The organism is Rhodobacteraceae bacterium D3-12 (assembly GCA_025916135.1).
Classification (GTDB): domain Bacteria; phylum Pseudomonadota; class Alphaproteobacteria; order Rhodobacterales; family Rhodobacteraceae; genus JAKGBX01.
On the sequence record CP104793.1, the window covers coordinates 1452803 to 1478046 of the forward strand.

Genomic DNA, 25244 nt, shown 5'->3' on the forward strand with positions numbered 1-25244 from the left:
ACATCTGAATGCTTCAGATTGATATGTGGAAGCGCGTTCTGATTTGGCTGACCGTTGTGGTTGGCCTTTTGCTGGCGCTGCCGAATGGGTTTTACACGCGGGTCGAGACGCGCAACGACGCGGTCAAGGCGATCGCCGAGGGCGGCGCGGGCAACGGTTTGGAAGAGCAGGCCGGGATGTGGCCGAGCTGGCTTCCGAGCGGGTTGGTGAACCTTGGGCTTGATCTGCGTGGCGGGGCGCATTTGCTGGCCGAGGTGCGGACGGCGGATGTTTACAAGACGCGGATCAATAGCATGTGGCCGGAAATTCGCGATATGCTGCGCGAGGAGCGCGCGACTATCGGCACGATCCGGTTGCAGCCGGGGCCGGAGGATCAGCTGCGCATTCGGGTGTCGAACGCGGATCAGGTCGAGCGTGCGGCGAGCCTTGTGCGCGGGTTGGCACGGCCAGTAACGAGCCTGACGGCGGCGGGGGCCAATGACATCGCGGTCAGCGTCGAGGGCGACGTGATCACGGTGCAATTGAGCGCGGCAGAAAAGGCGGCGACGGACAATCGCACAGTGCTTCAGGCGTTGGAGATTATCCGCAACCGGATTGACGAAGTGGGCACGCGAGAGCCGACCATTCAGCGTCAGGGCGCCGACCGGATCCTGATTCAGGTGCCGGGGATCGGCAGCGCCGCCGAGTTGAAGCGCATTATCGGGACCACGGCGCAGTTGACCTTTCAGCCGGTGATTTCACGCACGGCTGACAAGACGGCAAGCGTGGGGGGCGGCGAACAGCTTCTTCCGGCCAAGGAAAACAACGACCGCAAGGACGACACGAGCGACGACATCTATTATGTTTTGGAAGCCGCACCAGTGGTGACGGGTGAGGACCTTGTTGATGCGCAGCCGAGCTTCGACCAGAACGGCCAACCGGCGGTGACCTTCCGGTTTGATGCCAGCGGCGGGCGGCGGTTTGGTGATTACACTGCGCAGAATATCGGCAACCCGTTTGCCATTGTTCTGGACGGGGAAGTCATTAGCGCGCCGACCATTCAGGCGCATATTTCGGGCGGATCGGGGATTATCACGGGGCGCTTTTCTCTGGAGGAAAGCACCGAGCTGGCTGTGTTGTTGCGCGCCGGGGCCTTGCCTGCGGGGTTGAATTTCCTTGAAGAGCGGACAATCGGGCCAGAGCTGGGTGCGGACAGCATCGAGGCGGGCAAGATCGCCTGTATCGTGGCGTTCATTGCCGTGCTGGTGTTCATGTTCCTCAGCTATGGCATGTTCGGGATGTTTGCCAATATCGCGCTGATTATCAATGTGGGGCTGATCTTTGGTTTGCTCTCGCTGATCGGTGCGACGCTGACCCTTCCGGGGATTGCGGGGATCGTTTTGACCATCGGGATGGCGGTTGACGCCAATGTGCTGGTGTTTGAGCGCATCCGCGAGGAGCTTAAGACCGCGAAGGGGCCAGCGCGGGCGATTGATCTGGGCTATGAGAAGGCGTTGAGCGCGATTGTGGACGCCAATATCACGACATTCATCACAGCGGTGATCCTTTATGCGGTGGGCTCGGGCCCGGTGCGGGGGTTCGCGATTACGCTGGGCATGGGGATTTTGACCTCGGTCTTTACGGCGATCTTTGTCACCCGCTTGCTTGTGGTGATCTGGTTTGAACGCCGCCGACCTAAAACGCTGGAGGTGTAAGATGCGCCTGAGACTTGTTCCGACAGATACCAAGTGGGATTTCTTTGGCCGCTCCAAGCTTTGGCTGGGGATTTCGGCGGTCATGATGGTGGTGGCCTTTGCGTCGTTCATGATGCAGGGGTTGAACTATGGCATCGACTTTCGCGGCGGCACGACGATCCGCACGCAGAGCGCCGAGGCGGTCGACATCGGGGTTTACCGCGATGCGATTGACGCGTTGGGCTTGGGCGATGTGACCATCACCGAGGTGTTCGACCCGACCTTTGGCGATGACCAGAACGTCGCGATGGTGCGTATTCAGGCGCAGGACGGACAGGAGAGCGTGACCGCCGACCTGATCGCGAGCGTCGAGGCCGCGCTTGTGGGGGTGGTGCCCGACATTCAGTTTGTCAGCGTGGAAAGCGTTGGTCCGAAGGTTTCGGGCGAGCTGATCCAGACCGCGGTGATTGCCGTGGCGCTCGCCATTGGGGCGGTGCTGGTTTACATCTGGCTGCGGTTTGAATGGCAGTTTGCTGTGGGGGCTGTGGTGGCTCTGGTCCATGACGTGCTGCTGACGATCGGGGTGTTTTCCGAGCTTCAGATTCGTTTTGATCTGGCGATTATCGCCGCTTTGCTGACCATCGTGGGTTATTCGTTGAACGATACGGTTGTTGTGTTTGACCGGGTTCGCGAGAACCTGCGCAAATACAAGAAGATGGAGCTTAAAGAGGTTCTGAACATGTCGATCAACGAGACGTTGAGCCGGACGGTGATGACCTCTGTTACCACTTTGTTGGCGCTGATTTCGCTTTATGTGCTGGGCGGGGATGTGATCCGCGGCTTCGTGTTTGCGATGATCTGGGGCGTGATCGTGGGGACATACAGCTCGATCTTTGTGGCCTCGACCATATTGCTGCGTCTTGGGGTCAAGCGCGATTGGTCCAAGCCGGAAGCGGGTGCGGGCACGCAATATGCCAACATAGATGCCTGACCTTCTGGTCGCGGCGCTGGCGATACCCGGCATTGTCTGGGTATTTGCCGCAGCGTTTGTGGGCGGGGTGGTGCGGGGCTTTGCAGGCTTTGGCACGGCGATGGTTTTCCTGCCCGTGGCGGCGCAGGTTCTTGAGCCGGTTTGGGCGATCATTGTGTTGATCGTGATGGATGTGATCGGGCCGTTGCCCGCCATGCCCAAAGCCTTTCGCGAGGGCCATCCCAAGGATCTGATCCGGCTGATCGCTGGAACGCTTGTGGCGTTGCCGCTGGGCCTTGCGGTGTTGTTTGCGGTTGATCCCAGCGTCTTCAAGATTGCGGTGTCGCTGGTGACGCTGATCCTGTTGGTGATCCTGATGGCGGGGCTGCGGTATCGCGGTGCGATGCGCCCGCCGCTGATTTATGGGACCGGGGCGTTGGCCGGGTTCATGGGCGGCGCGGTGGCGGTGCCGGGGCCGCCGGTGATCATGCTTTATATGGCGAGCCCACATGGGGCGAAGGTGATCCGCGCCAATATCACCGCCTACCTCTTTTGCTATGACATGATGATGTTGATCGGGTTTCTGGTGATGGGGCGGATGAGCGGCGTGCCGGTGGTGCTTGGGTTTGCGGTGGCGGTGCCGTATCTTCTGGGCAACCTTGCGGGGGGCTGGATGTTTCGCCCGGAGTTTGAGCGGCTGTATCGCTGGGCCGCCTATGGGATAATCGCGGTGTCGGCCCTGTCGGGGCTGCGACCGCTTGTGACAGGAGGCTGAGGCCGGTGCAGATCAACGAGATGGATATGGGCGATTTGCGCCCGATTGACGGCTATGGTCCGGGGTATTTCCGTATCGGCGGGGAGCGCTATGAGGGCGCGATCCTGTTGGTGGGCGGAGAGGTCACGCCCTGGGAGGGGTTGGCGGCGCGTGAGGCGCTGTTGGCGCTGGCGGGGGAGGTGGATGTGATCCTGTTCGGGATGGGGGCGGAGATTGCCCATCTGCCGGGTGATTTGCGTGCCGAGATCGAGGGTGCCGGGATGGGGGCCGAGGTGATGAATTCGCCCGCCGCCTGCCGGACGTGGAACATTCTGGCCGCCGAGGGGCGGCGCGTGGCGATGGCGGCATTGCCGATGTGAGGCGCGCTTTGGCCGGGCTTGCGGATGTCTCCCGCCCGGCCGCTGATATGGGCCCGCCCAGTGCCGTGACCTGTGCCGTGACCAGTGCCGTGAGTGGGCAGCGCAGGGCTGTTTCGCGGCCATATTGGGCGGTGCTGTCGCGGGCATGGTGGGGCGGGCATGGTAGGGCGGGCATGGTGGGGCGGCCGTGGGCTTTGCTCTGATCCTGCGCGGCGATTTCCGGCGGCGGCGGTCGCGTTTTCGGCAACTCTAAATACCGCTCAAGCCAAGCCAAGCCGGTAAATCCGGCATAGTCTTGTGAGACATAGTCGCACTTAAGAGCATGTTTATGAGACGTTTCAGCACCAAATTGTTTGCTGCGGTTATTGGATGTGCGGCTATGCCCTTTGCGGCATGGGCAGACGCGCAGCATTGCAAGCTTGTTCCCAAAGGTGGCCTCATCGCTGACAGCTATGAGATTGTTGGCGATGAGGCGTGCAAGCAGGCCTGTGAGGAAACCCAAGGCTGCACTGCGTGGTCCTATACCCCGCATAATTTCAATCCCAAAACCGGGCCGGGATGGTGCCGGATGCTGGGGGAGGTGGCCGGAGAGATTGACGACAAGCGCGACTATTGCGGGCGCTTGTGACGCCTTGCTGGCCGCCTGAGATGATCAAGACGAGAAAGACGATGCCCGATAGATTTTTGCACAAGAAAACCTACCTGTGGTCGATGAGAAGCTTGGGGTCGCGCACGTTGCGCTCGACCGCCGATTGTGAGGTTTCAGCCAGCCACAGGTCTGTAGGACGTCCCGCTCTCTGGCTGAGACCGCTGTATTAAATTGAACATTCAACGAAGGAATACCCTCATGAAATTATCGTGGATCGCCGTTCTCGCCCTTGGGTTGGCAACCCCTGCCTTTGCGCAAGAGCACGAAAAATGTTCGATCACGCCGGTGGATCAAGTCGGCTTTGTTGACACGTTCACCACGGTTGAAGAGTGCATCGCGGCGTGTAAGGCAACCGAAGGCTGCGACAGCTGGTCGTATCGGCCGCACAGCTTTGACAAGGACAAGCCGGGTCAATGCAAGCTGATCAAGGGTATCTTCAAAAAGGAAGACTCGGCCAAGACGTTTTGCGGCAAGATCTGAGCCTGAAGGGTTTTATGGCGCAGCTGCGCTGAGCTTTTGCCACCCCTCGCGGTATCACGGGGGGTGGTTTTTTGGTGCTTGGTCGGCGCGATTGGCCGGGCTTTGCGCGGCTGCGCGATTTAGGACGGCACCTCGGCGATGCGCCAGCCATCGCCCTCGCGTTTGACGGTGAAATCATCCGTCCCGGTTTTCTTCTCGCCCGCAATTGTCAGATCGAGCCAAACGCTGACATAGCCCCGGTTTGCACCGCGCATCTTGCGCGATTGGATTTGAGCCGCGTTCAGCCGCCAGCTCTTCCATGTTTTCAGGCCTTTCTTGGCCTTGCGACCGGGCGACGACACTATGGCCTGTTGCCAGGCCCGATCGCCGCGGATGCGGCTGGCGAGGAAGCGAACGACCGCGGCTTCGGGCGTATTCGGGGCGGGGTTCAGCCCGGCCACAGTGGTTTTGTCGAGCATCATTGGGCCGATGTAGGATTCCCAACCGTTTTCACCTTGGGCGATTTCGGGCGGGGAATAAGATGTCTCGGCCAATGCCACAGAGGGCAGGCAAAGCATGGCGCAGAGTGTGAGAGTCCTGAGGCAACGAGTCATTTGACGCTCCTGATGGGTCGGTTTTGATCGCTTGAAGAGTAGTGGACTACTCGGTCTGCGACTTGGACTGAGAAGGACAGCGGATGGGCGCCAAAGGGACGCGCGGCGGAATACCCGACCTTGACGCATGGCAGTTTCCACGCAAACTTTGGTGTTAGCTTATATCATCAAGTCCCTTTTTGCATAAGCAAAGCGAGGTTTTTGACGTGATTGAGGAGTGCAAGCCCGCCCAAACCGCCAGCCCGTTGATGCGGTTTTCAACCGAATGGTTGCCCGAACGGGACCGCTTGGACATCTGGCGCGAAGAATTCGCGCGGCGTGTCGTGCGGTTGGAGGTCGCGCAGCTTGACGACACGCCGCTGCTCTATGATGCAAGTTTTCAGACGTGTGGCGACGTGTCGGTTGGAGCGGGTGATGTGAGCGCGATTTCATGCACCCGCAGCCGTGAAATGGTGAGCGACGGCAATGGTGATATTGTCATGCTGATCCCGCTGTCGGGCCTAATTCAGGCCGAGCAGGGGATGGTTGAGGAGACCATTGCACCGGGAGGCTGTCTGGTCAGGCGCTCGAGCGAAGTTGGAACGACGCGCTCGCATGCCGGGCAATTTCTGACGCTGAACCTGCCGGTTGAGCGATTGACGGAGCGGGTTGCGGATATTGACCGGTTGGGGATGACGGTTGTGCCGCGCGACACCGAGGTTTTGCCGCTGTTACAGGCCTATTGCCGTGCGCTTTGCGCGCCGGATGCCACCTTGCGAGCGCCTGCGAATATAAATGTCGTGGCCGATCATCTGCTTGATCTGGCGTCTTTGGTTATCGGCGCCCGCCGGGACGCTTGGCATTTGGCACGGGGCGGCGGGTTGCGCGCGGCGCGGCGCCTGTCTGCCGAGGCGGCGATCCGACGCAATGCTGCCGACCCCGGATACCGGATTGCCCATTTGGCCAGCGAATTGAACGCCTCTGAGAGTTATGTGCGCAAGCTTCTGGCCGAGGGGGGCAGCGTTTTTCCGCCATTCTGTTGCAAGCACGGTTGGAGCTTGTGCGTGCCAAGCTGATGGACCCGCGTTTTGACGCGATGATGATTGGTCAGATCGCGCTGAACTGTGGCTTCAATGACATTTCATACTTTAACAGGTCATTCGCGCGTCATTATGAAATGACCCCATCGGCGATGAGAGCCGCGCGGTGACGTGAAGGCGGGCCGATGCGGTGCCTGAGACAGGACAACAGACCGGGCAAGAGACGAGCCCCGAGTATTTATCCCGAGCAAGAGAAGGGTTTTGTCGCTTGGCGGCTTGGGGTAGAGCAAGAGCATGGAATTGAGGGTCACTGATCTTGCTGTGGCGCGCGGGGGCATTCCCGTGCTTGAGGGGCTGAGCTTTGTGCTGCGCCCCGGCAAGGCGTTGATTTTGCGCGGCCCCAATGGGGTGGGCAAGACCACGCTGCTGCGCACGATTGCCGGGTTGCAACCGCCCTTGCGCGGTGAGGTTGGGTTGGATCGTGAGGCGATGGCCTATGCCGCCCACGCCGATGGGATCAAATCGGTTTTGAGCGTTGAGGAAAACCTTGTTTTTTGGGCGCGGGTGTTTGGCACGGACCGGGTGGCGGCGGCGCTGGCGGGGTTTGCATTGGAGCCATTGCGCAATCGCCCGGCGGGAGCCTTGTCAGCCGGGCAGAAGCGGCGGCTGGGGTTGGCGCGTCTGTTGGTCACGGGGCGACCGGTTTGGGTGTTAGACGAGCCGACCGTATCGCTCGACACCGAGGCGGTGGCGATGTTTGGCGCAGCCATTCGCGCGCATTTGGCAACCGGGGGGATGGCGTTGATCGCGACGCATATCGACCTTGGGCTGGAGGAGGCCGCGCTGTTTGATGTGGGGCCATACCGCGCCAAGGCTCCGGCGGGCGATGATTTTGACGAGGTGTTTTTGTGATTGCCTTGTTGCTCAGGGACTTGCGCTTGGCGGTGCGGGCCGGGGGCGGGTTTGGCCTTGGCTTGGCGTTTTTCCTGATCGTTGTGGTCTTGGTGCCCTTCGGCGTAGGCCCGGAGACCGGCCTGTTGGGGCGGATCGCGCCGGGGATCTTGTGGCTGGGCGCTTTGTTGGCGTGTTTGCTATCGCTCGACCGGATATTTGCGCTCGACTGGGAGGATGGCTCGCTTGATTTGCTGGCGACTTCGCCCTTGCCGATGGAGGGGATCGTGTCGCTCAAAGCGCTAGCGCATTGGCTGACCACCGGGGTGCCGTTGGTTTTGGCCTCGCCCTTGTTTGGCCTGTTGTTGAGCCTGCCGGCTCAGGGCTATGCGCCGATGATCCTGTCGCTTTTGATCGGCACGCCCGCGCTGAGCGTGATTGGCACGTTTGGTGCGGCGCTGACTGTGGGGCTCAAGCGGGGCGGGTTGTTGTTGAGCCTGCTGGTGTTGCCGCTTTATGTGCCGACGTTGATCTTTGGCGCGGAAATGGCGCGGCGCGGCGCAGAAGGCTTGGCAGTGCAGGTGCCGATGTTGATGCTGGCCGGGATCAGCCTAGGGGTGATCGCCTTGCTGCCACTTGCCAGCGCCGCCGTTTTGCGCGTCAATTTGCGCTAGCTCACTTGAGCGAATGTGATTGGCGGGGGCTGGAAAATTGCGGCGATTTAAGGCAGATCAAGGTGATTGGGTTTTGTGCGGCTGAAAAGCGGCGCAAAGCCGGGAGAGGAAAGCACACGCGATGAACCTGAACGCACTTTGGGAATATGCCAATCCGCTAAAATTCATGCGGACGACAGAGCGGGTGTTGCCGTATTTCGCGGTGGCGTCGTTTGTGTGTCTTGTGGCGGGATTGGTGTGGGGGTTCTTCTTTACGCCCGAGGATTACCGGCAAGGCTCGACCGTCAAGATTTTCTATCTGCATGTGCCGAGCGCGATGATGGCGATCAACGTGTGGGTGATGATGCTGATCACCTCTTTGGTATGGATCGTGCGGCGCCATCATGTGAGCGCGCTGGCGGCGCGTGCGGCGGCACCGATTGGCGCGGTGATGACGCTTATTGCGCTTTTGACCGGGGCGATCTGGGGGCAGCCGATGTGGGGCACTTGGTGGGCATGGGACCCGCGGCTGACGTCTTTTTTGGTCCTGTTCTTGTTCTATCTCGGCTATATGGCGCTTTGGGCGGCGATTGAGAATGACGATACGGCGGCGGATCTGACCAGCGTTCTGTGCCTTGTGGGGTCGGTTTTCGCGCTGCTGAGCCGCTATGCGGTCAACTTCTGGAACCAGGGGTTGCATCAGGGGGCGTCGCTGTCTTTGGACAAGAAAGAAAACGTGGCGGATGTGTTTTGGTATCCGGCGCTGGTGTGTATTGCGGGGTTTGTGTTGTTGTTCATCACGCTGGTGATCATCCGCACGAACACGGAAATCCGGGCGCGGCGGATGCGCGCGCTTTTGGCGCGGGAGCGGTTGGGATGATGCCGGATTTGGGGAAATACGCCTTTGCGGTGTTGTCGTCTTATGGGCTGTCGATTGGCTTGATCATTGTGCTGGTTCTGGCGTCGATCGGCCGGTCGCGGCGGGTCAAAGCCGCCTTGGAAGACGTTGAGAAGCGGAGAAAGACCGATGGCTAAGCTGAGCCCGATGATGGCGGCACCACCGATTGTGTTTGCGGCGCTCGCAGGCTTGTTCCTGTGGGGGATGCTGCGCGAGAACCCTGACGAGCTTAAATCGACGCTGATTGGCAAGCCTGCACCGGGGGTTTCGCTTGAAAAGCTGGGCGAGACGCCGCTTCTGAGCGATGCGGTGCTGGCGGAGCCGGGGGTGAAGCTGGTCAACTTCTGGGGCGCGTGGTGCGTGGCCTGCCGGGCAGAGCATCCGACGTTGCTCTGGATGCGCGACAACCTTGATGTGCCGCTGCACGGCGTAAATTTTGACGACACGACCGAGCGCGCGCTGGCCTATCTTGAACGTGACGGCAACCCGTTCGCAACGCTGGGAGAGGCCAAAACGGCGCGCACCAAGATTGATTGGGGCGTCTACGGCGCGCCCGAGACCTTTATCATCGGAGCCGATGGCACGGTCTTGATGCGCTATGCCGGGCCGATCACCAAGCGAGTCTATGAAGAGACTATCGGACCGGCGATTGAGAAGGCCAAAGCCGGGCTGCCTCTCGACAACTGATTTCTCTGGCGCTTGGCTTAACCTGTTACTGTCTGGTTTGCGTCCCCTGTCGGCGGCTCTGCCGGAGGTATTTTAGAACAGAAGAAGACAGGGTGTTCCGCGTCTTCATCTGACTGGAAATATCCCGGGGGGTTGGGGGGCTGGCCCCCCATTTATAACGGCGGTTTGGGGGCTGGCCCCCATTCTTAACAGTGGATTTAGCGGATCAGGTTTGGGCGGATCCGCAGTTTGCGGCGGCTTTCCTGTGGCAGGTGGCGATTGAGGCGGCGGTTGATCAGACCGAAAATGCCTATGATGCACAGGGTCAGCAGGATGAAATACCCCGCGAGGATCGGATAGGGGATGAACGGGTTGAACGTTTTATCCGCGAAATAGCTGGCATAATAGAGCGCATCGCCGCGTTGTTGCCACGCCGGGAAGGCCGAGAAAAACACCAGCGTCGTGGCGTGGAAGAGAAAGATCGCCTCGTTCGTATAGGCCGGCCAGGCCAGCCGCATGGCCGTGGGCCAGACGATCCGGCGAAAGCGCGGCCAACCCGAAAAGCCGTAGGCATCGGCGGCTTCGACGTCGCCTTTGGGAACGGAGCGCAGGGCGCCGTAGAAGATCTCGGCGGAATAGGCCGCCGTATTGAAAAACAGCACAATCAGCGCACCGAGCCAAGCAGCGGTGAAGTTGTCAAACAGCGGATTGGTTTTCTTGAGGCTGAGGAACAGCGCGTAGAAAAAGAAGAACTGGATGAACAGCGGCGAGCCACGGAAGATGAAGATGAACCATTCCGCCGGTTTACGCAGGGCCGGGTTTTTCGCCCCCTTCGCGACAGCGAGCGCATTGGCGAAAAAGAACCCCGCGATCAGCGCCAGCACGCCGAAATAGATATTCCAGAGCAGCCCCGAGCCGATCAGCGTGAATTGCTGGCAGAGGGTGAAATCCTCTTTTGGCAGCAGGCGTTCGCCGATGCCCAGAGAGCGCAGCCCGTAGTCTTGAATCGTTTGCCAGCAGCTCATGTGGTGGCCTTTCTGAGGGCTTCGCCGCCGGTTGTGGCCTGTCCGTGCGACAGGCGGCGGGTGAGCCGTTCGATCACCAGTTCAGAGACCCGCGTAAAGCAGAGGTAGAACACCAGCAGCGCGAGGAAATACCACACCCGCCAGTCGCCATGCGGGTAGTCGGTGAAGCGCGAGGTTTTGGTGCCGCCAAGTTCGCGCGCCCAATAGACGATGTCTTCGATCCCGAGCAGAAACAGCAGCGGTGTGGCCTTGATCAGCACCATCCAGAGGTTGCCGAGGCCGGGCAGGGCATAGACCCACATTTGCGGCACCAGCACCCGCCAGAAGCTTTGCCGGCGCGACATGCCATAGGCTTCGGCAGTTTCCATCTGGGCGCGGGGCACGGCGCGCATGGCGCCGAACAGCACATTCGCCGCGAAGGCCCCGAAGACCAGCGCAAAGGTCAGCACCGCAAGCGCGAAGCCATACATTTCATGGACCCATTCCGGGCTGTTTCCCAAGGGCAGTTTGGCCGCGGTGCAGACAATGAAATCGGAGCCTTGGCGCACCGGTTGGTCCCAATCGGGGCACAGCACGCGGTGGCGGGCGTATTCGAACATCTGATCGAGGGCGATCACGAAGAAGAGGAAGAAGGCGATATCGGGCACGCCGCGCACGACGGCGATATAGCCTTTGCCGAGCCAGCCCACCGGCGCGACATGCGAGCGTGCGGCCATGGCCCCGAAGAACCCAAAAGCCAGTGCCACGGGCGCGGTCACGGCCAGCAGGCCGAGCACCTTAAAGAAGGAAAGGTAGAAGGACATATGCACGCCATTGGTCAGAAAACAGCTGAGCCAGCGGATCTGGTCGAGCGTGTCGGGATCAGAGCAATAGGTGAACATATGGGGGCGCTGCCGGATTGGGTCAGGCCCGCCGCGTTAGGAGGCGGGCCTGACGGTTCGGTTTGAGTTATTCGTAGACGGTTGCGTCTTCGCCGAACCACTTTTTGATCATCGCGTTCAGAGTGCCGTCGGCCTTCATTTCAGCGATTGCTGTGTCGAACTTCTTGCGCAGTTCGGCATCGGATTCACGCAGGCCCATGCCGACACCACCGCCGAGCTGCACGTCGGCTGCGACGAATTTCAGGTCGCCGCCGGATTCCTCGACGATCGGGACGAGGTAGTCCTTGTCAGCGAAGACCGCATCGGCTTCGCCGTTACGCACAGCGGCGATGGTTTCTTCGGGGGTTGCGAATTCAACCAGCGTGGCGCCGCTTTCAGCGACATAGCCGGCCTGAATCGTGCCGGTTTGGGCGGCAATAACGGCTGTTTTGACGTCAACGCCATCGGCGAGAGCGACATAGGACGACGCGGCGGGCGGGATGTAGTTTTGGGTGAAGTCGATCACCTTGTCGCGTTCGTCGGTGATCGACATGCCCGCGATGATGGTGTCGTAGTTGCCCGAAACGAGGTTGGGGATGATCGAATCCCAGTCGTTTTTAACCCACTCGCAGGTCAGCTTGGCGCGTTTGCAAAGCTCGTCGCCGAGTTCACGTTCAAAGCCGTCCACTTCGCCCGCGTCGTTGATGAAGTTATACGGAGGGTAGGCGCCTTCGGTGCCCATGCGCACGGTTTTGCCGTGGCTTTCGGCAAAAGCCATGGTGGCCGATACGGCCAGCGCCGCCGTTGTCAGGATTAGTTTTTTCATTGTGATACTCCCTTTTTTATAGTCGATTCTGTGTGCTCGTCTCGGTGCGACCGATCGTTTAGATGTCGGTCGATTTTGCGAACCACTTCTTGCGAAGGCGTTCGATTGTGCCATCTGACTCGAGCGAGTCGAGGGCGGCATTGAAGCCGCGGCGCAGTTTGTCACGACCTTTGGGCACGGCGACGGCGGCACCGCCGGCTTGGATGTCCATCGTGCCGATGACCGAGAGCGCGCGGCCGGTGCGATAGAGGCGTTGGTCGAGATAGTCGGGGCTGCCGAAGGTCAGATCACAGCGCCCGGCGAGCACAGCGTCAAGCGCGGCACCGGCGGTGGCGAAGCTGGCGGTGCGAAAGCCGAGGCTTTTGAGGTGCTCTTCGTGAATGGTGTCTTCTTGCACTGCAATCAGGGAATGGGCCGGGTCGAGAAAGTTGTGAATGCCCACGAACATGCCCTTGGGCTGATTGGCGGTGAGGAAATATTCACGAGTGAAATCAATGTCTTTCAGCCGTGAGGGCGTTATCGACATGCCTGCCATGATGGCGTCGTAGTCGCCCCCGGTAAGGCCGCCAATGATGCCGGACCATTCATGCAGCACCCAATCGCATGTCCAGCCCTGATGGGCGCAAACCGCATTGCCGAGGTCGATCTCAAAGCCGATGGGCGCGCCGGCGGCGTTGAGCGAATTGAACGGCGGAAAGGCGCCTTCGGTGGCGATACGCACGGTTTGACCGGCTGTGGGGCCAGTGATCTTACCGGTAGCCGTATCGGCACGCGCCATGGCTGGCAGGCTGAGCGCGAGACAGAGCGAGAGGCAGTGTGAGAGACGGGCGAAGAGAAGCGGTTTCATGCGTGCACCGTGGAGGAGAGAAAGCCCTTGAGCCGTTCGGATTTGGGCGCGCCGAACAGGGTCGCGGGTGCGCCTTCTTCTTCGATCAACCCTTCGTGCAGGAAAATCACATGATCCGAGACGTCATGGGCCATTTTCATATCATGTGTCACGATCATCATGGTGCGACCTTCTGCGGCGAGGTCTTTGATAACTTTGACAACTTCTTGTTCCAGCTCGGGGTCGAGCGCCGAGGTGGGTTCGTCAAAGAGCAACGCCTGAGGCTCCATCGCCAAGGCGCGGGCAATGGCGGCGCGTTGTTGCTGACCACCCGAAAGTTGGGCTGGCCAAGCGTCGCATTTGTCACCGATCCCGACTTTGGCGAGGTATTTGCGCGCGGCGTCTTCGACCTCGGACCGGGGGCGGCCAAGCACGGTGAGCGGTGCCTCCATCACGTTTTGCAGGATGGTCATATGGGACCACAGGTTGAACTGTTGAAACACCATCGACAGGTTGGTGCGGATGCGCAGCACCTGTTTGCTGTCAGCGGGGCGGCGGTTGTGGCCGGTGCCTTTCCATAAGAGCGGCTCTCCCTGAAAGAGAATGTCGCCTTGCTGGCTGTCTTCGAGCAGGTTGGCGCAGCGCAGAAGCGTCGATTTGCCCGACCCGGAGGAGCCGATCAGCGAGACGACATCGCCCTTGTTCGCGGTGATGTTGACGCCTTTGATCACCTCGAGCGTGCCGTAAGCCTTGTGCAGGTTACGGATTTCGATAACCGGTGTGGCGACGTTGTTGGCTTCGGTTTTCACTATGTTTTGCTTGGATTTGCTTGTGTTGCGAGCAGTTCAGGGGAGTAGGACGCAAATTTAGGCATTTTGCAACGCGGAATACGCCCATTCCGTAGGGGAAAGCGGCGAAATGCCGAGATTTTCAGCGGATTTACCTGTTTGAGGGAGAGGCCGGTGGCGGCGGTGTCGGCATGGCGAGGTAGTCCTGTTCCGAAATGGTGGTGAGGCCGCGCAGGTGGAGGGCGCTGCGGTGCGCGTCGGGCAGGGTGTTGATGGCGGTTGTGATGGCGGCGCGAAGCGGGGCGGGATCACGCCCGAGCGCGGTGATAAAGGGCAGGCCGGGCGTGGGCGCTGTGGCGTCGATGACGTGGAGATCGGCGGCAAACGGGTCATGGGCGCGGATCATCGCCCAGCTGAGCGCGTCGAGCGCTGCGAAATCGGCGTGGCCCTCGGCCACCGCGCGGGCGGAGGCGCGATGCGCACCGGTTTGCGAGAACGCGCCGGGGGTGATGCCAAGCGCCTGCATATGCAGCGCGGGGGCGGCCCAGCCGGATTGCGAGAGCGGCTCGTTATAGGCGAAACGCTGACCCTTGCGGGCGGTGAGCGGAGTGTCGTCGCGGGCGACAAAGACCGAGTTGTAATAGCCGGGGGCGCAGCCGGGCAGGCCATAGTCGGGCGTGCCGACGAGGGTGACGTGGCCGTGCAAGCGGGCGCGAAAGGGCAGGCCGCAGGTTTGCCCCAAGAGCAGGTCGGGCGATTGCCAAAGCGCCCAGAGGTCATCACCGCGGGTGAGCGCGGCGGGGCCGTCGCCAAGGGCGGCGCGGATGGCAGACCAGAAGGCATCATTGGCGGGCGCGGTTTCGGCCCGGTCATACATTGCCAGCGTGGCAATGAGGTCGCGGCTCATGACCCGGCGCGTTGGCGGGCGATGGCGCTGTCGCGGTCGGAAATGCCCAACAGGTTGGCGATCATCCGCATGTTGGCGTCTTCAAGCTCGTCACGGTCGCCATCGGCCAGAACCACCGACCACATGGCGGTGATCAGGGCGAGGCGGTCGTCATGCGGGACCGTGTCCTTGAGCGCGCGGGTAAAGCGGACCGTGTCGGGGGCTTCGCCTTCGAGAACTTCAGCTTCGCCGCGTAAGGTGCTGGCTTCGTTATCGGAAAGGCCGTATTGCGCGGCGAGGACGCGGTCGATCTGGGCGATCTCGACGCGTGCATAGTCGCCATCGGCGCGCGCCAAACGCACCAGCAATGCTGCGAGCGCAAGGCGGGCTTCCTCGTGATCCAAGGGAGCGGGTTCAGTGGCCGTGAGCCGACGCAGGAAGCTGGCGAACATGCGGGGTTATCCGTTTTGGGCCGCAGCGCGGGCGGCGGTGTTTTCGTCTTGGGTGAGGCCGAGGGCGGTGCAGGTTGCGGTGATAACGCTCAGCTCTTCGGGGCGTTCAAGACCATCGGCGAGCAGCACCTGCCAAAGGGCGCGCAGCGTGTCGAGGCGGCCTTCGCGGGACACCGTTTCACGGATCAGCGCGGCGAATTCGGCGGTGTCATCGGGCGCGGCGGCTTCGAGTTTCTCGCAGGTGGCGCGCATCTTGGCCGCCTCGATTGGGCCGATGTCATTGGCGCGTGCAAGGGTGCGGTCGATGCGCTGAATTTCCTCGACCCGGTAGCTGTCGTCCGATTTGGCCACCCGCACCATGAGCGCGCCGAGCGCCAGCTTGGCGTCGGGTTCAGGCAGGGGCGCGGGTTCGGGGTGGGAAAACGCGGAGAGGATACGTTGAACGATTGGCATCTGTGTGTGTTACCCGTCATAGCCTTCGATGATTACGATATCGCCGCTTGATACCGGATCGCGCAGCGCCTTGGCGGCCTGATAGCCGTCGGAATGGTAACAGGCAAGCGCGGCTTTGTAGGAAGGGAATTCAATCACGACATTGCGGCTTCGCGAGGTGCCTTCGGGGGTTTCAAACTGCCCGCCGCGTACCAGAAAACGCGCGCCGTATTCGGCAAAGGGCGCGGCATTGGCGGCGACGTATTTCATATATTGGTCGATATCATCCACATCGACGCGGCCGATCCAGTAGCCTTTTGGCATGTCATGTCCCCCTGAGGCAATTTTGCTGACGCATTTTTCACAATGCTGCGCGGTGTTGGGGGGTGGGTCAAGAGCGGATTAGCCGGTCAGCTGAGCGATGTCGAAAGCGAGGTTGTCGATGGCGATGCCTTGGGGGTCGTCATTCAGGATCAGAATGCCAGCGATGTCGGCCTGACCGCTGCTGCGCAGGAAGCCGTAGTTCTCTTCGGAGAGGTCGGACAGGCGCAGGCGGGCGATTTCCGAGCCGTCGCGGCGCAGGAAGATCACGGTCATAGTGCCGTCTTCTCCGCCGCGCAGATCAAAGGCGAACGCGCCCTGATCGGTGTCAAACTCGACCGCGATGGCGCCTTCGCCGACCGCTTCGGCGCGTGGGAAGCGGGCCGGACCATGGCCCTGAAGCACGGTGGTGCCGGGCAGGCGCATGGCCCCTAGCGTGGCGCCCGGCTCTCCGGGACGGCCTTGAGGGGGGCGAGGGCGGGGCCGCTGATAAGGTCAAAGTCACCATTGGTTTCAATGATTTGCCCGGCAAAGCGTTCGCCAAAGCGGGCGCCGGGGCGGACCAAAAGCTCGTCGATCGGATGGCCAAGGCCAAGCGCGCTTCGGACATCGTCAAAGGTGATGACATGGGCGAGGGCGAGGCTGTCGCGGGAGACGAGGCAAACAGGCAGGCCGCAATCGCGCGGCTCTGCGTGGGTGGGGCCGGCCAGCCCGGCCAACCCGGTGAGGAGCGCGAGGCCAGCCCCGCAAATAAGGCGGGGCAAGGTGGTGAACGGCAGGGCAAAGGGCGCGATCATGACCGGCAGCATAGCATTTTTTCGCCAATCGGGCGAGGCATTGATGAACAGGGCGAAACGCATTGGTGCTCAATGCGAAACGGCTTTCCGTTTTCCGGTCACATTTGCTCCGCAGTTTGGGCAATTTACGCCGCTAGGTTGCACAACGTGAGGTGGAAAATAGACGCTTTAGCGAGCCCGCAGAGATGGGCGTACAGGAAACGACCAAGGACGGTAGAGTATGGAAGATTTCAACGCGTTCGACTGGTCTGGGGCCAGCGAATTCGAGCAAAGACGTCAGATCCGCAAGGCGGGAGCCGCGGAGTTGAATGCGGTCATGCGGCATTATGACTGGGCGCATCATCCGCAGACGGTGATCGGCTGGGCTGCGGCGCAGAAAGAGGTTGAGTTGGGCGCGGCGCTGGCGGCGTTTTTCAACGGCGATCCGATGCGCTTTAACTATGTTCCGAAGCGCGATGTGAGCGATGATTACGCCGCAACGATGCGCTTGCTGGACACGATTTTCCAGCGGATCAATGCCGGGTTTTACCTGCCGGACCCAGTGTTCTGCGAGGAAAAGCTTGCGATGTTGGAACGCTGGATGACCTATCAGCGCGAAGATGCGCGGTCGCGCACCTGTTGCGGGCGTTGGGTGTTTGACACCGAGATGCTGGAGCCGGTTCTGGGGCCGCAGGTGATCGGGTTTGACCTGAGCCCGCGCGAGTCAGGCGATGAGGCGGGGTCCGGGTTTTCGGTGATGAAACTGCTCAAGCCGCTGGTCGGCTGAAAGTGACGTGGGGGGGCACCCTCCCCACGGCAACGCGGGCGTTTGACAGTTAGACCAGTCGCGAGGTTTCCACCGCGGCGCGCACGAAATCGGCGAACAGCGGGTGCGGCGCGAAGGGTTTGGATTTTAGTTCCGGGTGGAACTGAACGCCGATGAACCACGGGTGGTCCTCCCATTCGACGATTTCGGGCAGGCGGCCATCAGGGGACATGCCCGAGAAGGTGAGTCCGCATTTTTCCAGCTTTTCACGGTATTGGATATCGACCTCATACCGGTGGCGGTGGCGTTCTTCGATCTCGCTTGCGCCATAGATCGAGGCCACATGCGAGCCGTCCTTGAGCGCGGCGTCATAAGCGCCAAGGCGCATGGTGCCGCCTTTGTCGTCAGAGGTTTTGCGGGTCACGGTATAGTTGCCCTGCACCCATTCCTTGAGGTGGTAAACCACCGGAGTAAAACGCTTTTTCCCGGCTTCATGGTCGAATTCTTCGGAGCCGGCGTCTTTTATACCGGCGACGTTGCGGGCGGCTTCGATCACCGCCATTTGCATGCCGAGACAGATGCCCAAATAGGGCAGTTTACGTTCGCGGGCGAATTGCGCGGCCTTGATCTTGCCTTCGGTGCCGCGTTCGCCAAAGCCGCCGGGGACGAGAATAGCGTGGTAGCCTTCGAGGAAGGGCGCGGCGTCTTTCTTGTCGAACACCTCGGCGTCGACCCAGTTAACGTTGACCTTGACCCGGTTGGCCATGCCGCCGTGGGTGAGCGCCTCTTTGATGGATTTATAGGCGTCTTCGAGCTGGGTGTATTTGCCGACAATGGCGACGTTCACCTCGCCATCCGTTTTATGGATGCGGTCGTAGACGTCCTCCCAGACGGTGAGGTCGGGGCGTGGGGCGGGGGCGATCTGGAAGGCATCCAGAACGGCCTGATCGAGGCCGACGCGGTGATAGGCCAGCGGCGCCTCGTAGATGGATTTGAGATCGTAGGCGGGGATCACCGCTTCGGGGCGGACATTACAGAAGAGCGCGATCTTGCCGCGTTCCTTCTCGGGGATCGGCTGTTCGGAGCGGCAGACGAGCACGTCTGGCTGGAGGCCGATGGAGCGCAGCTCTTTGACGCTGTGCTGGGTCGGTTTGGTTTTCAGCTCACCAGAGGCGGCAAGCCACGGCAGCAGGGTGAGGTGCATGAAGATACACTGGCCACGCGGGCGTTCTTGGGCGAACTGGCGGATCGCCTCGAAGAAGGGGAGGCCTTCGATATCGCCCACGGTGCCGCCGATCTCGCAAAGCATGAAGTCGACCTCATCATCGCCGATTTCGATGAAGTCTTTGATTTCATTGGTGACATGCGGGATGACTTGGATGGTTTTCCCCAAGTAGTCGCCGCGGCGTTCGTTTTCGAGCACGTTGGTATAGATGCGGCCCGAGCTGACGCTGTCGGTCTTGCGGGCGGGCACGCCGGTGAAGCGTTCGTAGTGGCCAAGGTCAAGGTCGGTTTCCGCGCCATCATCGGTGACGAAGACTTCGCCATGTTCAAACGGTGACATGGTGCCGGGATCGACGTTGAGGTAGGGGTCAAGTTTTCGCAGCCGGACAGAGAAGCCTCGCGCTTGCAAGAGCGCGCCGAGTGCGGCAGAGGCAAGACCCTTGCCGAGTGAAGACACAACACCGCCGGTGATGAAAACGTAACGCGCCATGTGGTTGCTGACCCCCGTGTAAGCGATTGAACCGCCCAAAAACCTAAATCATGCCGCCGGACAGGAGGCATGTATCACGGGATTTGAGCCATACAGGATCGCGGAGGTTTGGCAACCGGACCGCAAGATGATGTTGTCGCTTTTTTCAAAGCCTCAACAGGTTGTAGGTGGTGGTGAAGGCGTTTGGCAGGGGGACGTGGCCCCCTGTTGTTTGCCTTTTGCGGTGTGGTCCCGGTTTGGCCTTAGTCGGCTTTGGGAACCAGCGGTGTGTTGTCGCCCGGTGTCGGGGGCAAGAGCGCGCCGCCGTCGAGTTTGGGCAATTCGGTTTCGGCAGGTGCCGGGGCGGAGCCGCCGACACGGTCGAGCACCGAGGTGTCAGCCGATTTCTGTGCCGCGATGATCGTCAGGGAGATCGAGGTGCAGATGAATGCAATCGCGAGAATCCATGTGAGTTTGCCCATCGCCGTGGCCGCCGAGCGCGAGGAGACCGCGCCGCCGCCGCCACCGCCCATACCAAGCCCGCCCCCTTCGGAGCGCTGCAACAGCACCACGCCAATGAGGCCAAGGGCCAGAAGAAGGTGGATGATGAGAACGACATTTTCCATGGGTGGGCGGCCTTCGCGGGGTTAACTCTGCCGGGCTATGTAGGCGAAAGGGGCGCGGGGCGCAAGGCGTAGTGGGCGGGGTTTTTGAGGCGGTGGCTGGGGAACGCAAGTGTGATGGTGCCATGCCACGGTTTGGCGCGCGCAGGGCCTAGCGCGGCTGGGCCGGGTTGCCGACCACCGTGGCCCCGGCGGGCACATCGCGGGTGACGACGCTGCCTGCGCCGATGATTGCGCCGTCGCCGACAGTGACGCCTGCAAGCAGGATCGCGCCGCCGCCGATCCAGACGTGATTGCCGACGGTGACGGGGCGGGCGATTTCGAGGCCAGCGGCGCGTTTGTCGGCGTCTTGGTGGTGTTCGGCGCAATAAATCTGCACCGAGGGGCCAAGCAAGGTGCGCGCCCCGATATGCACCGGTGCGGTGTCGAGGATGGTGCAGCCGGCGTTGAGAAAAACGCCCGCCGCCAGATGGATGTTGAACCCATAGGCGCAGTGGAAGGGGGCTTCGATCATGGCATCGGGCGCAACCGCGCCGAACAGGGCCGCGAGCGGCGGCGCAATCAACCCGCGTTCATCGGGGGGAAGCGTGTTGTGGGCATGGAGCGCGGCGCGCACCGGTTGGCGCAGGGCGTCAAGCTCGGCGTCGAGGCAGGAGTACCAGTCGCCTGCCTTCATTTTCTCGCGTTCGGTGCGGGGTGTATCAGCCATAGCCATGGGGCGCAGCGGCAGGCGCTGCGCCCGGATGTCTTATTCGGCGGTGTCGGCAGAATCGGCGTTCAATTGGCCGTAGTTCTGCACCCCGATTTCGTCGAGCAGACCGATTTGAGTCTCGAGGAAGTCGATATGGCCTTGCTCGTCGAGAATCAGCTCTTCGAACAGGTGCATCGAGGCGTAATCGCCAACTTCGTTACAATATTTGCGGGCTTCGCTATAGAGCGCGACGGCCTCCATCTCGGCGTCGAGATCGCAGGTCAGGGTTTCGCGCAGGTTTTCACCGATGCGCAGCGCGTCGAGGGTTTGCAGGTTGGGGTGGCCTTCGAGGAAGATGATCCGGTCGATCAGCTTGTCTGCGTGCTCCATCTCTTCGATGCTCTCTTCGCGCATCTTCTTGGCCAGTTTGCCATAGCCCCAGTCGGCCTGAAGCCGGTAGTGCAGCCAAAACTGGCTCACCGCGGTCAGTTCGACGCGCAGGGCCTTGTTGAGATATTCAATGACCTTCTTGTCACCTTTCATGGCGTTTCCTTTGTTTTTAACAGTGTTAGACGCGGGCATGTTCGCTTGATGAATTTATATTAAACGCGGCGGCGCGGCGCGCAAGGCAATTTTGAATCATTCTAAATTGAGAGTGAGTCGCAGCGGAACGCACGGCGTTGGCAGCGCCAAAAGCGGTGTTTTGAGGGGCTGTGAAAGGGGAGGCCACGCGGAATGAAAGCCGTTTGGGCGGGACACAGCGCCGCTTATTCAGCGGCGATTGCCATGCGCAGATTGCGCAGTTCGGCGGGCACGCCGACCTTGGGGTTCGAGCGCATGGTCGACACGAAGAGTTTCATGCAGCCGCCGCAATCGGCCTGTTTTCCAAGGGCGTGATAGATGCGACCGGGGGTGATGACGGTTTGCGGATCAGAGCTGCGCATCCAGTCGATGGCGGCATGAATGTCATGGTCCGAGATCTTCTGACAGCTACAAATGATCATGGGTATCCCCCCAAAGGCATGGTCATGGGGAAAGTTATTGACAAAAACACTCAGGTTGTCAATTCCGATGGAAACACTTGGAAATAAAAACTGCGCGGGACCGCGATGCAAAGGGGGCGATCCGGGTGTTTCGGGTCGCCTTTGCCGCGCTTTTAGCTGTCAGCCTATTCGTCGATGTCATCCATGTCGGCCTGTCCCGAGAGCTTGCGGCGCACGTGGCTCCAGCTGAGGCCGACGCCGAGCACGAGGGAGAGCGAAACAAGGCCGATCCAGGTGTTTTGCGTTGCGTCTTCGAGGTTCAGCCAGCCGAGATCGTAAAGCACCCAGAGCAGGGCGGCGACAACGGCGAGCACCAGCCCCATGCCAAACGCCCCGATCGAACGCAGCGTGGCGCGCAGGTAAATGATGTAGCCGACGAGCAGCAAGAGGGCGAACAGCACCGTGAGCGACATTTGCGAGGCATAGTTGCTGCGTGCCCATTGGACAAAGTTCCAATCGGTCGGGTTGAAGGTGGCGGCAAGAAGAATGAAGGCGAAGGCCCAACGCAGTAGGAATCCCATGGCGGTCTCTTTTCAAGGTGTCTTGGTTCGTGGTGTCGTTGTGTTCGATTTTGGCGTGGCGGAGTGGTGCGGTAAATTACCGTGGCGGAGTTGAGCGGGTTGTCCGCGGTTTGTCCAGTGCTGCGGTGAATTTGCCGAATGCGCGGATAAGAGGTTTTCCCCGGAGCGATGGGGCGATATACCGACGCGGGTTTGATCCAAGAAAAGAGGACCATCATGGCCAATGTTGTCGTAGTCGGCGCCCAATGGGGTGACGAGGGAAAAGGCAAGATCGTAGACTGGCTGAGCGAGCGGGCGGATGTGATCTGTCGCTTTCAAGGCGGGCATAATGCGGGCCATACATTGGTCATTGATGGCAAGGTTTACAAGCTGCATGCGCTGCCCAGTGGTGTGGTGCGGGGCGGCAAGCTGTCGGTGATTGGCAACGGTGTTGTGCTGGATCCGTGGAACCTGTTGCAGGAGATCGAGACGATCACCGGGCAAGGGGTCGAGATTTCGCCCGACACGTTGATGATTGCCGAGAACACGCCGCTTATCCTGCCGTTTCATGGTGAGTTGGACCGGGCGCGCGAGGAAGCGGCGAGCAAGGGCACCAAGATCGGCACCACCGGGCGCGGGATTGGCCCGTGTTATGAGGACAAGGTGGGGCGCCGGGCGATCCGGGTTGCGGATCTGGCTGACAAGGCGACGTTGGAGGCGCGGGTGGACCGCGCGTTGCAGCATCACGATCCGCTGCGCAAGGGCCGGGGATCGAGCCGATTGATCGCGATGCTTTGGTGGCGTTGCTGAGCGAGGTTGCACCCAAGATTTTGAAGTTTGCGGCACCGGTTTGGAAGGTTCTGGCCGAGAAGCGCAAGGCCGGGAAACGGATATTGTTTGAGGGGGCGCAGGGCGCTCTTTTGGATATTGATTTCGGGACTTATCCGTTTGTGACCTCGTCCAATGTGATTGCCGGACAGGCGGCGACCGGCGTGGGCGTTGGCCCCGGCGCGATTGATTTCGTGTTGGGGATCGTCAAAGCCTATACCACCCGTGTGGGTGAGGGGCCGTTCCCGACCGAGTTAGAAGATGCCGATGGGCAGATGCTGGGCGAGCGGGGCCATGAATTTGGCACCACCACCGGGCGCAAGCGGCGCTGTGGCTGGTTTGATGCCTGTCTGGTGCGCCAGACCTGTGCGACCAGCGGTGTGAACGGGATTTCGCTGACCAAGCTGGATGTTCTGGATGGGTTTGAGACGTTGAAAATCTGTGTTGGCTATGAGCTGGATGGGAAGCGGTTGGATTACCTGCCCACGGCAGCAGAGAGCCAGGCGCGGTGCAAGCCGATCTATGAGGAGATGCCGGGGTGGAGTGAGTCGACCGAAGGCGCGCGCTCTTGGGCGGATCTGCCGGCGGAGGCGATCAAATATGTGCGCCGGGTGGAAGAGTTGATCGAATGTCCGGTTGCGTTGCTGTCGACCAGCCCGGAACGGGAAGACACGATTCTGGTGACTGATCCCTTCGCGGATTGAGGTGGCTTAGAATTCTTTCGAAGAATTCTATCAAAAATCCTTGGAGGATTTTTGGGCGGTCAAGGTGCAGGTGGCGCGCTTTTTGTGACAAAAAGCGGGCCGAATTCTTTGAAAGAATTCGTGCTGGGAAGGGAAAGCGATGTTTGAAAACTTGTCCTATAAGGCACGCCGGCGGTGGGCGCTGGTGGTTTTGCTGATCTGGTTGCCGTTTTACGTGGTTTTGGCGGTGACGATCCTGAACCGGATTGGTGTCATGCCGATTTACTTGTCTGTGCCGGTCTATCTTGCGGTGGGTGTGGCGTGGATTTTGCCGTTCAAGGGCGTTTTCAAGGGGATCGGTCAGCCCGACCCGGATGAGCAGGGCTGAGCGATGCGGGCGCGCCTCTCTGGCTTGCCCGGAGGTACGTGGGCTGTTAAGCCTCGGCGAAACCCGATGGTTTTCATCGGTTAATGCGAGGCCTACCGGTTGAACATCACGACACGACATGCGGCGCCCCCACGGCTTGAGATTCGCAATCTGCGGCGCGTTTATGATGGGCGCGCGGTGGTGGATGACGTTTCGCTGCAGGTCGAAGCGGGGCGGGTGACGTGCCTTTTGGGGCCATCGGGCTGTGGGAAGTCGACCACGCTGCGGATGATTGCCGGGGTCGACATGCAGGATTCGGGCGAAATTTTCGCCGATGGCACGTTGATCTGCGACACGGTGTTCCGGGTGCCGCCGGAGCGGCGCAACATCGGGTTGATGTTTCAGGATTTCGCGTTGTTTCCGCATTTGAGCGTGGCGCAGAATGTGGCCTTTGGGTTGCGGATGGATGCCGAGGCCAAGCGGGCGCGGGTTGAAGAGCTGTTGGCGGCGGTGGAGTTGGGCCGCTTTATTGATGCCTATCCGCATGAGTTGTCGGGCGGTGAGCAGCAGCGGGTGGCGTTGGCGCGGGCGCTTGCGCCAAGGCCGAAAATCATGCTGATGGATGAGCCGTTTTCCGGGCTGGACAACCGGCTGCGCGATGACATTCGCGATCTGACGCTGGAGGTGTTGAAGCGCGAGGATGCCGCCGTTCTGTTGGTCACCCATGAGCCGGAAGAGGCGATGCGTATGGCCGATGAGATCGCCTTGATGCGCGGTGGGCGGATTGTTCAGCAGGGCGCGCCCTATAACATCTACAACGCGCCGGTTGACAAGGCGGCGGTTGCCTTTTTTAGCGATATCAATGTGATAGGCGGTGTTGTTCAAGGAGCGCTGACCGATACAGCCTTTGGTCAGTTTCTGGCCCCCGGTGTGCCGGACGGGCAAGCGGTGGAGATCGTGATCCGCCCGCAGCATGTCAAGATTGACTTTGATCGCAACGGCCGTGGTCCGGACCCGACGCCTCAGGATGGGGTGCCGGCGCGCGGCGTGGTTGAACGGGCGCGTTTTATGGGGTCGGAGAGCCTTGTGGAGTTTCGGCTGGATTTTGACGGCTCGATGTTCAAGGCGACGGTGCCGAATGTGTTTTTGCCGAGTCCGGGCAAGCCTTTGTGGCTGACCATCCGGCGGGACCGGTGTTTTGTGTTTCCGGTGTTGGGCTGACGGAACGGCAG

The 25244-nt window shown here is 60.8% G+C and carries 33 protein-coding genes and 1 pseudogene; 16 read left to right on the forward strand and 18 right to left on the reverse strand.

Annotation, left to right across the window (positions count from 1 at the left end; all coding sequences use genetic code 11):
* The first annotated feature begins 8 nt into the window (after window positions 1-8).
* From secD to N4R57_07180, 6 genes are all read left to right on the forward strand, one after another.
* Window positions 9-1694 carry a protein translocase subunit SecD gene (gene secD / locus N4R57_07155; protein UYV38801.1) on the forward strand — a complete coding sequence of 562 codons (1686 nt, stop codon included), beginning with the start codon at window positions 9-11 and terminating at the stop codon, window positions 1692-1694.
* A 1-nt stretch (window position 1695) separates the two neighbouring features.
* Window positions 1696-2664 (forward strand): protein translocase subunit SecF, encoded by a 969-nt coding sequence (gene secF, locus N4R57_07160; protein UYV38802.1) that lies wholly within the window; start codon window positions 1696-1698, stop codon window positions 2662-2664.
* Complete coding sequence (locus tag N4R57_07165; GenBank protein UYV38803.1) at window positions 2657-3418, forward strand: sulfite exporter TauE/SafE family protein; 762 nt, start codon at window positions 2657-2659, stop codon at window positions 3416-3418. The genes secF and N4R57_07165 overlap by 8 nt, the downstream gene beginning before the upstream one ends.
* A 5-nt stretch (window positions 3419-3423) precedes the next feature.
* Window positions 3424-3777, forward strand: coding sequence for an Mth938-like domain-containing protein (locus N4R57_07170; GenBank protein UYV38804.1), 354 nt, complete (start codon window positions 3424-3426; stop codon window positions 3775-3777).
* Window positions 3778-4105: 328 nt separating this feature from the next.
* Window positions 4106-4405 carry a PAN domain-containing protein gene (locus N4R57_07175; GenBank protein UYV38805.1) on the forward strand — a complete coding sequence of 100 codons (300 nt, stop codon included), beginning with the start codon at window positions 4106-4108 and terminating at the stop codon, window positions 4403-4405.
* A gap of 219 nt (window positions 4406-4624) precedes the next feature.
* A complete protein-coding gene (locus N4R57_07180) occupies window positions 4625-4906 on the forward strand; it encodes a PAN domain-containing protein (GenBank protein ID UYV38806.1) in 282 nt (93 codons plus the stop codon).
* Window positions 4907-5025: 119 nt separating this feature from the next.
* Here N4R57_07180 and N4R57_07185 read toward each other — a convergent pair whose 3' ends face one another.
* Window positions 5026-5499, reverse strand: coding sequence for a hypothetical protein (locus tag N4R57_07185; GenBank protein ID UYV38807.1), 474 nt, complete (start codon window positions 5497-5499; stop codon window positions 5026-5028).
* A 179-nt stretch (window positions 5500-5678) separates the two neighbouring features.
* Between N4R57_07185 and N4R57_07190 the strand changes: the two genes are divergently transcribed.
* From N4R57_07190 to N4R57_07215, 6 genes are all read left to right on the forward strand, one after another.
* Entirely contained in the window at window positions 5679-6554 is an 876-nt protein-coding gene (locus N4R57_07190; protein UYV38808.1) for a hypothetical protein, read from the forward strand.
* A gap of 258 nt (window positions 6555-6812) precedes the next feature.
* Window positions 6813-7430 carry a heme ABC exporter ATP-binding protein CcmA gene (gene ccmA / locus N4R57_07195; protein UYV38809.1) on the forward strand — a complete coding sequence of 206 codons (618 nt, stop codon included), beginning with the start codon at window positions 6813-6815 and terminating at the stop codon, window positions 7428-7430.
* Window positions 7427-8083 carry a heme exporter protein CcmB gene (ccmB, locus tag N4R57_07200; GenBank protein ID UYV38810.1) on the forward strand — a complete coding sequence of 219 codons (657 nt, stop codon included), beginning with the start codon at window positions 7427-7429 and terminating at the stop codon, window positions 8081-8083. The genes ccmA and ccmB overlap by 4 nt, the downstream gene beginning before the upstream one ends.
* A 121-nt stretch (window positions 8084-8204) precedes the next feature.
* Window positions 8205-8942, forward strand: a complete 738-nt coding sequence (locus N4R57_07205; protein ID UYV38811.1) for a heme ABC transporter permease — start codon at window positions 8205-8207, stop codon at window positions 8940-8942.
* The gene (gene ccmD, locus N4R57_07210) at window positions 8939-9097 is read left to right on the forward strand and encodes a heme exporter protein CcmD (GenBank protein ID UYV38812.1); all 159 of its coding nucleotides are present in this window, start codon (window positions 8939-8941) and stop codon (window positions 9095-9097) included. The genes N4R57_07205 and ccmD overlap by 4 nt, the downstream gene beginning before the upstream one ends.
* On the forward strand, window positions 9090-9647 hold the full coding sequence (locus N4R57_07215; protein UYV38813.1) for a DsbE family thiol:disulfide interchange protein: 558 nt from the start codon (window positions 9090-9092) through the stop codon (window positions 9645-9647). The genes ccmD and N4R57_07215 overlap by 8 nt, the downstream gene beginning before the upstream one ends.
* Before the next feature lie 197 nt (window positions 9648-9844).
* Here N4R57_07215 and N4R57_07220 read toward each other — a convergent pair whose 3' ends face one another.
* From N4R57_07220 to N4R57_07270, 11 genes are all read right to left on the reverse strand, one after another.
* Window positions 9845-10651, reverse strand: coding sequence for an ABC transporter permease subunit (locus tag N4R57_07220; GenBank protein UYV38814.1), 807 nt, complete (start codon window positions 10649-10651; stop codon window positions 9845-9847).
* Window positions 10648-11532, reverse strand: coding sequence for an ABC transporter permease subunit (locus tag N4R57_07225; protein ID UYV38815.1), 885 nt, complete (start codon window positions 11530-11532; stop codon window positions 10648-10650). Before N4R57_07225 ends, N4R57_07220 begins: the two co-directional genes overlap by 4 nt.
* 67 nt (window positions 11533-11599) lie before the next feature.
* Complete coding sequence (locus N4R57_07230; protein UYV38816.1) at window positions 11600-12337, reverse strand: transporter substrate-binding domain-containing protein; 738 nt, start codon at window positions 12335-12337, stop codon at window positions 11600-11602.
* A 58-nt stretch (window positions 12338-12395) separates the two neighbouring features.
* Window positions 12396-13184, reverse strand: coding sequence for a transporter substrate-binding domain-containing protein (locus N4R57_07235; GenBank protein UYV38817.1), 789 nt, complete (start codon window positions 13182-13184; stop codon window positions 12396-12398).
* Window positions 13181-13936, reverse strand: coding sequence for an ATP-binding cassette domain-containing protein (locus N4R57_07240; protein ID UYV39529.1), 756 nt, complete (start codon window positions 13934-13936; stop codon window positions 13181-13183). Before N4R57_07240 ends, N4R57_07235 begins: the two co-directional genes overlap by 4 nt.
* A 166-nt stretch (window positions 13937-14102) precedes the next feature.
* A complete protein-coding gene (locus N4R57_07245; protein ID UYV38818.1) occupies window positions 14103-14858 on the reverse strand; it encodes a PhnD/SsuA/transferrin family substrate-binding protein in 756 nt (251 codons plus the stop codon).
* A complete protein-coding gene (locus N4R57_07250; GenBank protein UYV38819.1) occupies window positions 14855-15289 on the reverse strand; it encodes a TerB family tellurite resistance protein in 435 nt (144 codons plus the stop codon). Before N4R57_07250 ends, N4R57_07245 begins: the two co-directional genes overlap by 4 nt.
* Before the next feature lie 6 nt (window positions 15290-15295).
* The gene (locus N4R57_07255; GenBank protein ID UYV38820.1) at window positions 15296-15742 is read right to left on the reverse strand and encodes a TerB family tellurite resistance protein; all 447 of its coding nucleotides are present in this window, start codon (window positions 15740-15742) and stop codon (window positions 15296-15298) included.
* Between the two features lie 9 nt (window positions 15743-15751).
* Entirely contained in the window at window positions 15752-16045 is a 294-nt protein-coding gene (locus N4R57_07260; GenBank protein ID UYV38821.1) for a DUF1330 domain-containing protein, read from the reverse strand.
* Window positions 16046-16123: 78 nt separating this feature from the next.
* On the reverse strand, window positions 16124-16468 hold the full coding sequence (locus N4R57_07265; protein UYV38822.1) for a hypothetical protein: 345 nt from the start codon (window positions 16466-16468) through the stop codon (window positions 16124-16126).
* A gap of 5 nt (window positions 16469-16473) precedes the next feature.
* Window positions 16474-16902 (reverse strand): hypothetical protein, encoded by a 429-nt coding sequence (locus tag N4R57_07270; GenBank protein UYV38823.1) that lies wholly within the window; start codon window positions 16900-16902, stop codon window positions 16474-16476.
* Between the two features lie 157 nt (window positions 16903-17059).
* Between N4R57_07270 and N4R57_07275 the strand changes: the two genes are divergently transcribed.
* Window positions 17060-17605, forward strand: coding sequence for a hypothetical protein (locus tag N4R57_07275; GenBank protein ID UYV38824.1), 546 nt, complete (start codon window positions 17060-17062; stop codon window positions 17603-17605).
* A 49-nt stretch (window positions 17606-17654) separates the two neighbouring features.
* On the opposite strand, the gene N4R57_07280 is transcribed toward N4R57_07275, so the two are convergent.
* The 6 genes from N4R57_07280 to N4R57_07305 form a co-directional block, all read right to left on the reverse strand.
* Window positions 17655-19298, reverse strand: a complete 1644-nt coding sequence (locus tag N4R57_07280; protein UYV38825.1) for a CTP synthase — start codon at window positions 19296-19298, stop codon at window positions 17655-17657.
* Between the two features lie 242 nt (window positions 19299-19540).
* The gene (gene secG / locus N4R57_07285) at window positions 19541-19903 is read right to left on the reverse strand and encodes a preprotein translocase subunit SecG (protein ID UYV38826.1); all 363 of its coding nucleotides are present in this window, start codon (window positions 19901-19903) and stop codon (window positions 19541-19543) included.
* A 148-nt stretch (window positions 19904-20051) separates the two neighbouring features.
* Window positions 20052-20609 (reverse strand): sugar O-acetyltransferase, encoded by a 558-nt coding sequence (locus N4R57_07290; GenBank protein UYV38827.1) that lies wholly within the window; start codon window positions 20607-20609, stop codon window positions 20052-20054.
* Window positions 20610-20648: 39 nt separating this feature from the next.
* The gene (bfr, locus tag N4R57_07295; protein UYV38828.1) at window positions 20649-21134 is read right to left on the reverse strand and encodes a bacterioferritin; all 486 of its coding nucleotides are present in this window, start codon (window positions 21132-21134) and stop codon (window positions 20649-20651) included.
* 224 nt (window positions 21135-21358) lie between these two features.
* Complete coding sequence (locus N4R57_07300) at window positions 21359-21595, reverse strand: (2Fe-2S)-binding protein (protein ID UYV38829.1); 237 nt, start codon at window positions 21593-21595, stop codon at window positions 21359-21361.
* Window positions 21596-21759: 164 nt separating this feature from the next.
* Window positions 21760-22155 (reverse strand): DUF6524 family protein, encoded by a 396-nt coding sequence (locus tag N4R57_07305; GenBank protein UYV38830.1) that lies wholly within the window; start codon window positions 22153-22155, stop codon window positions 21760-21762.
* A gap of 216 nt (window positions 22156-22371) precedes the next feature.
* Here N4R57_07305 and N4R57_07310 point away from each other — a divergent pair.
* The 3 genes and pseudogenes from N4R57_07310 to N4R57_07320 all read left to right on the forward strand — a co-directional run bounded on the left by N4R57_07310 (window position 22372) and on the right by N4R57_07320 (window position 25233).
* Window positions 22372-23666: pseudogene (locus N4R57_07310) on the forward strand (adenylosuccinate synthase).
* Window positions 23667-23805: 139 nt separating this feature from the next.
* Window positions 23806-24033, forward strand: a complete 228-nt coding sequence (locus N4R57_07315; GenBank protein ID UYV38831.1) for a DUF2842 domain-containing protein — start codon at window positions 23806-23808, stop codon at window positions 24031-24033.
* 99 nt (window positions 24034-24132) lie between these two features.
* Entirely contained in the window at window positions 24133-25233 is a 1101-nt protein-coding gene (locus N4R57_07320) for an ABC transporter ATP-binding protein (protein UYV38832.1), read from the forward strand.
* Window positions 25234-25244 lie beyond the last annotated feature (11 nt).

Coding starts and splice junctions, on each gene's coding strand:
- secD (UYV38801.1), top strand. CDS start 9: ATGCTTCAGATTGATATGTGGAAGCGCGTTCTGATTTGGCTGACCGTT.
- secF (UYV38802.1), top strand. CDS start 1,696: ATGCGCCTGAGACTTGTTCCGACAGATACCAAGTGGGATTTCTTTGGC.
- N4R57_07165 (UYV38803.1), top strand. CDS start 2,657: ATGCCTGACCTTCTGGTCGCGGCGCTGGCGATACCCGGCATTGTCTGG.
- N4R57_07175 (UYV38805.1), top strand. CDS start 4,106: ATGAGACGTTTCAGCACCAAATTGTTTGCTGCGGTTATTGGATGTGCG.
- N4R57_07180 (UYV38806.1), top strand. CDS start 4,625: ATGAAATTATCGTGGATCGCCGTTCTCGCCCTTGGGTTGGCAACCCCT.
- N4R57_07185 (UYV38807.1), bottom strand. CDS start 5,499: ATGACTCGTTGCCTCAGGACTCTCACACTCTGCGCCATGCTTTGCCTG.
- ccmA (UYV38809.1), top strand. CDS start 6,813: ATGGAATTGAGGGTCACTGATCTTGCTGTGGCGCGCGGGGGCATTCCC.
- N4R57_07205 (UYV38811.1), top strand. CDS start 8,205: ATGAACCTGAACGCACTTTGGGAATATGCCAATCCGCTAAAATTCATG.
- ccmD (UYV38812.1), top strand. CDS start 8,939: ATGATGCCGGATTTGGGGAAATACGCCTTTGCGGTGTTGTCGTCTTAT.
- N4R57_07215 (UYV38813.1), top strand. CDS start 9,090: ATGGCTAAGCTGAGCCCGATGATGGCGGCACCACCGATTGTGTTTGCG.
- N4R57_07220 (UYV38814.1), bottom strand. CDS start 10,651: ATGAGCTGCTGGCAAACGATTCAAGACTACGGGCTGCGCTCTCTGGGC.
- N4R57_07225 (UYV38815.1), bottom strand. CDS start 11,532: ATGTTCACCTATTGCTCTGATCCCGACACGCTCGACCAGATCCGCTGG.
- N4R57_07230 (UYV38816.1), bottom strand. CDS start 12,337: ATGAAAAAACTAATCCTGACAACGGCGGCGCTGGCCGTATCGGCCACC.
- N4R57_07235 (UYV38817.1), bottom strand. CDS start 13,184: ATGAAACCGCTTCTCTTCGCCCGTCTCTCACACTGCCTCTCGCTCTGT.
- N4R57_07245 (UYV38818.1), bottom strand. CDS start 14,858: ATGAGCCGCGACCTCATTGCCACGCTGGCAATGTATGACCGGGCCGAA.
- N4R57_07250 (UYV38819.1), bottom strand. CDS start 15,289: ATGTTCGCCAGCTTCCTGCGTCGGCTCACGGCCACTGAACCCGCTCCC.
- N4R57_07255 (UYV38820.1), bottom strand. CDS start 15,742: ATGCCAATCGTTCAACGTATCCTCTCCGCGTTTTCCCACCCCGAACCC.
- N4R57_07260 (UYV38821.1), bottom strand. CDS start 16,045: ATGCCAAAAGGCTACTGGATCGGCCGCGTCGATGTGGATGATATCGAC.
- N4R57_07265 (UYV38822.1), bottom strand. CDS start 16,468: ATGCGCCTGCCCGGCACCACCGTGCTTCAGGGCCATGGTCCGGCCCGC.
- N4R57_07270 (UYV38823.1), bottom strand. CDS start 16,902: ATGCGTTTCGCCCTGTTCATCAATGCCTCGCCCGATTGGCGAAAAAAT.
- N4R57_07275 (UYV38824.1), top strand. CDS start 17,060: ATGGAAGATTTCAACGCGTTCGACTGGTCTGGGGCCAGCGAATTCGAG.
- N4R57_07280 (UYV38825.1), bottom strand. CDS start 19,298: ATGGCGCGTTACGTTTTCATCACCGGCGGTGTTGTGTCTTCACTCGGC.
- secG (UYV38826.1), bottom strand. CDS start 19,903: ATGGAAAATGTCGTTCTCATCATCCACCTTCTTCTGGCCCTTGGCCTC.
- N4R57_07290 (UYV38827.1), bottom strand. CDS start 20,609: ATGGCTGATACACCCCGCACCGAACGCGAGAAAATGAAGGCAGGCGAC.
- bfr (UYV38828.1), bottom strand. CDS start 21,134: ATGAAAGGTGACAAGAAGGTCATTGAATATCTCAACAAGGCCCTGCGC.
- N4R57_07300 (UYV38829.1), bottom strand. CDS start 21,595: ATGATCATTTGTAGCTGTCAGAAGATCTCGGACCATGACATTCATGCC.
- N4R57_07305 (UYV38830.1), bottom strand. CDS start 22,155: ATGGGATTCCTACTGCGTTGGGCCTTCGCCTTCATTCTTCTTGCCGCC.
- N4R57_07315 (UYV38831.1), top strand. CDS start 23,806: ATGTTTGAAAACTTGTCCTATAAGGCACGCCGGCGGTGGGCGCTGGTG.